General features: G+C 63.4%; 3 protein-coding genes and 1 pseudogene. 3 read left to right on the plus strand and 1 reads right to left on the minus strand.

The window, feature by feature from the left end:
- Positions 1-299 (plus strand): helix-turn-helix domain-containing protein (locus tag TSO221_RS33765; RefSeq protein ID WP_282187868.1); only part of this gene is annotated, 299 nt, incomplete at its 5' end.
- A gap of 7 nt (positions 300-306) precedes the next feature.
- Here TSO221_RS33765 and TSO221_RS33770 read toward each other — a convergent pair.
- Positions 307-1,842, minus strand: a complete 1,536-nt coding sequence (locus tag TSO221_RS33770; RefSeq protein WP_158284299.1) for a glycosyltransferase — start codon at positions 1,840-1,842, stop codon at positions 307-309.
- 206 nt (positions 1,843-2,048) lie between these two features.
- On the opposite strand from TSO221_RS33770, the gene TSO221_RS33775 reads away from it, so the two are divergent.
- Both TSO221_RS33775 and TSO221_RS33780 read left to right on the plus strand, forming a co-directional pair.
- A complete protein-coding gene (locus TSO221_RS33775) occupies positions 2,049-2,978 on the plus strand; it encodes a glycosyltransferase family 61 protein (protein ID WP_109122842.1) in 930 nt (309 codons plus the stop codon).
- A 764-nt stretch (positions 2,979-3,742) separates the two neighbouring features.
- Positions 3,743-4,328 (plus strand): annotated as a pseudogene (locus TSO221_RS33780) (heme utilization protein); the annotation flags it as partial.

Consider the following 4,328-nt stretch of genomic DNA (forward strand, 5'->3'; position numbering starts at 1 on the left):
AGCTGGAGAACGTGCTGGAGCGCGCCGTCCTGCTCTGCGAGGACAACGTCATCACCAAGTGGGACCTGCCGCCCAGCATCACTGGCCCGAGCGCCAGCCCGCCGCGCGTGAGCGACATCGGGCCGATCGATCCCAACGCGTCCCTCAAGGACCAGGTGGCGTCGTTCGAGCGTAAGCTGATCCTGAACGCCATCCAGGCGGCCGGCGGCGATCGCCGGATCGCCGCGCGCAACCTCGGCCTCGGCCTGTCCACCCTGTACCGCAAGCTGGAGGAGGGGGAGCCGGCGGGCGAGGCGTAGCCGCGGCTCAATCCGGGAAGAACAGCCGCTTGTCCAGGTAGCCGATCAGGCGGTCGTCGCCGTAGCGCTCGCGGGCGAAGGCGTTGCCGCGGCGGCGCACCTCCTCGGCCTCGTCGCGGTGCTCGGCGAGGAAGCGGACCACGGCGACCAGCTCGGCCAGCGTTTCGAAGCTCAGGTAGTGCTCGCCGGCGGTGAAGTAGTAATCCATGTCCGGAGTCGACTCCTGCACCAGCAGCGAGCCGCCGATGATCGTCTCGAAGCTGCGGCCGGTGACGATGCAGCTCAGGTCCGAGCGCATGGAGAGATTCAACGAGCAGGGCGCGTTGCGGATCTGGCGCATGTAGAGAGCGTAGCTCTCCAGCGCCGGCAGGCCGTCGGCCTGGTGGGAGGACAGCCGCGACTCGACCGGCAGCCCGAGTTTGGCGGCCGTGGCCAGCCAGAAGGCGCGGTGCCAGTTGTACCCCTTCACGCCGCCGCAGAAGCTCAGACGGCCGTCGAGCGGCACGCCGGGTTCGGCGTCGTTTCCGGCGTGCGGTACCTGCATGTGCAGCACCCGGCCGGCGAAGGCGGGCTCGCGCCACAGCGGCAGCGACGGCGAGGTCGTCTCCCACACGCAATCGACGCCGGCCAGCGCTTCGGCCATCACCGTCGGATCGAGCGACCAGGTGTCGAACAGGATCGACACGATCTTCAGGTCCGGCAACTCCTGGCGCAGCCGGGCGATCATCGCGGCGCGCGCCGGCCGTGCGTACTCCGCCTCCATGAGGTTGTCGTCGAGGACCAGCAACTCGGCGTCGTGCGCTGCGCAAAGCTCGGCGACGGCCTGGTATTCCTCGATCAGGTTCCGGCATGGCATGCCATAGAAGCGCGGCCGCCAGCCGTACCCCTCCATGGCGGCGACCAGACGCGGCCCGAGGTCCAGCGGACGCGAGCCGGGATGATTGGGAAAGAACAGTTCGCGGATGGCCACCACGGCGCGGCGCGGCAAGCGCGGGGCCGACGCGGGCGGACTCGCGTGGCTGATCAGGCGGGAACGCGCGCGCCCCTGCCGGCGCAACTCGTCCGGCATCAGTGCGGGGACGGGAGCCTCGCTGTCGAAGATCGTACGGAAGCGTGGTGCACCCGCCTTGAGGATCTCCAGGATCCGCAGCATCCGCTGGTGATCCGATGCGCGCAGGGTGCCCTCGAGCAGGAACTTGGCCACCGGCTCCAGCACGGCGGTGTACAACTCCGCCCGCTGGGCCTCGGTCAGTGCGTCCGCCTGGAGTCGCAGGGCGGACAGACCGCGCGCTTCCTCCTCGGTGTTTCCGAAGACAAGGCCCCCGGCGGCGACGGCGACCGAAATGATCGGGTTCCCATAGCCGCCGTTCGCCAGGAGCATCCCCATCAGGTACGCCGGCCTCAACGTCTTGGACACGAGCAACTGGTGGATGGCTTGGATCATGTCGCCCGGTTGATGCCCACCCTCCTGGACGTAGCGGACCATGTCGTCGATCCTGTCCTCGCTATCCATAAGCAGAAGCGCCTGCGCAATGGCGGTCATCGTCGGGGAAATCCTGTGGGCGGCGGTGTGTGGGCGACAGCCTAGCGTCAACCGGGATGCCTCTGCAAAGGTCGCGGCGTCGGCAGGTTGCGCCGCCGTCGGCATTCTTGCCTGCTTCCGCGGCGCTCGGGTAGAATTCGACCGGTCATGCCGGCCCTTGTCCGGATGCATCATGACCGGATCCGATCGCGCTGTGGAGAGTGAACGTGCAGTTGGAGAGCCTGACCGACGTAGCGTTCCATCCCACGTCCGCGCTCGGTGTCCTTAAGGGAACGTTTCTTTCATTCATCGGTGGGTGCGTCTGGTTCGACGTGGAGAACGAACGTCTGGTTACGCCGATTCCCCACTATGACTTTGCGTTCGACGGGTATCGGAAGATATTCACCCCCGAGATGATGGAGAACCTTCCACGCTACGCCAGTACCATTACGCAACGGTACGAAAACCTGCCGGTCTTGGCCAGCCCTTATGCGAACAATTACTTTCATGTTACGCTGGAATGCGCGGGGGCACTGCGGCTTCTCGGCGCCCGGCATCCGGCGGTCGCAGTCAACCCCCGCCTGCGGGAGTTCCTCTATCAGGACGAACTGCTCGGGCGCTGCTTGAGGGGGCGGACGATGGTTCCGGTCGAAGACTCCGCCATCCACGTCAACCCGACTCTGTTCTACGATTATTTTTCGCGTGAAAGCGTCGATTACGTCCGGGAATGCATGGATACGTTTGCTCAGCCGGGCGACGATTTCATCTATTTAGAGCGGAAGAATTCGAATCGCCAACGCGTCGAGGGGATAGCCGAGACGCCGGAGGTTCTCGATGTCCTGGGTCGATACAGGTTCCGACGCGTGGATTTCGGTGCCGGCGAGCTCACCGTGTCCGAGCAGATCCGCCGGATGAACGGCGCGCGCACGATTCTGGCGCCGCACGGCGCGGCCCTGACGAACATTATTTATTTGAATCCGCCAGTAAACCTGATCGAGGTATTCCCGCCCTATTTGGCCACGCACGACTGTTACGGGGAAATCTGCCGGATCCTTGGCTTTTCCTACCACCCGATCGTTGTCAACAGCTACGATGCGGACGGCAACATGCTCATCGACGCCAGTGAGCTTGACCGGATCCTGCAGGCCTGCGGGTGACCGGCACACGCGGGGCGCTGCATCGTACCTCAAGCCGTTTCCTTCGCGCTTGCCAGGATACGTCCTGGATACGTCCCTTTTAAGGGGGCACAGGCAGGCCCCGCCTTGTCGGGCTGAGATGCGAGGAATATGAGATGTGGCGTGCGAGCCCGTCAACCGGCGGCCCATGGGCTCTCTGGACAAATGATATCAAAGGCAACTCAATGCGCGGCATTGAGCGGAAGGGGTATGCGGACGAAGCCTTCATGCGCCGTCCGTATGAGTGTCACGAATACCCCACGGCCTGAACTGCGGCAAGATGACACCCGGTTCTTTCCCGTTAGTTAGTGCTTTGACAATCATAAAGCGGCATGACGTGCCCAGCATCTGGCGTCGGCGCGCGGGTGCGGCTGAAATTATGTCGAGATTTCAATGATTCGCTCCGGATTTCGGCTCAGTGGAAACGGGAATGGCGGGTGTTTGAAAGCGCCGATGCCCTCCATCCAGCACGGATATTTCTGCTTCAATGGGGACGATGGGAGTATCGCCGAAAGCGCCCGAATGCTCAACAGGAGTCCCACACCGGCGCTTGCCTTACCCGTTCGGAAGGGGTATAACCAACCCTGAAAAAGAGTAGTCCCTTCAAAATGGAGGATCGGAATCATGTCCAGCTATCGGCAAGCCGCAATTCTGCGCGGGATGGGGAATCGGGTCGACCAGCTAAAAGACGCTGGTTGTCAGATTCTTATCGCCTCCGATAATTGCCGGTAACTGGGAGATCTCCTATGGTCAGCGCGATCACGAATTTGTCACCGGCGCAAATCTCGTCGCTGTCGACGGCCAACATTGCCAGCCTGACGACCGCCGACATCTCGGCGATGACCACCAGTCAGGTGCAGGCGCTGACGACGACGCAGGTCCAGGCGCTGCAAGTCGGACAGTTGGTCTTCAGCGCTGCGCAGCTGCAAGTGCTGAGCAACGCACAGATCGGAGCCCTGGAAACCACTGACTTGAATGCGTTGAGCGCGACGCAGGTCGGTTCGCTGACAACGCAGCAGATCGGTTGGCTGACGACCACGCAGGTGGCGGCTTTGTCCACGACCGACGCGCGTGAATTCACCAAGACACAGATCGGGGCGCTAGGTACCGATCAATTGGCGGCGCTGGGGACCGATAAGCTGAGCGTCTTGACGGCGACGCAGGTCGGTGGGTTGACGACGGATCAGCTGTCCACTCTGAGTACGAGCAATCTGTCGGCGCTGACGAGCAGCCAGCTAGGTGGGCTTGGCGCGACGCAGGTGAAGTCGCTGACGACGACGCAGCTGAACGCGCTGAGCACGGCGGACATCAACGAGTTCAGCGCCACGCAGA

The sequence above is a fragment of the Azospirillum sp. TSO22-1 genome, assembly GCF_003116015.1.
GTDB lineage: Bacteria > Pseudomonadota > Alphaproteobacteria > Azospirillales > Azospirillaceae > Azospirillum.

What these genes read in the sequence shown, in the direction of transcription:
- TSO221_RS33770 (WP_158284299.1), bottom strand. Translation starts at nt 1,842, where the DNA reads ATGACCGCCATTGCGCAGGCGCTTCTGCTTATGGATAGCGAGGACAGG.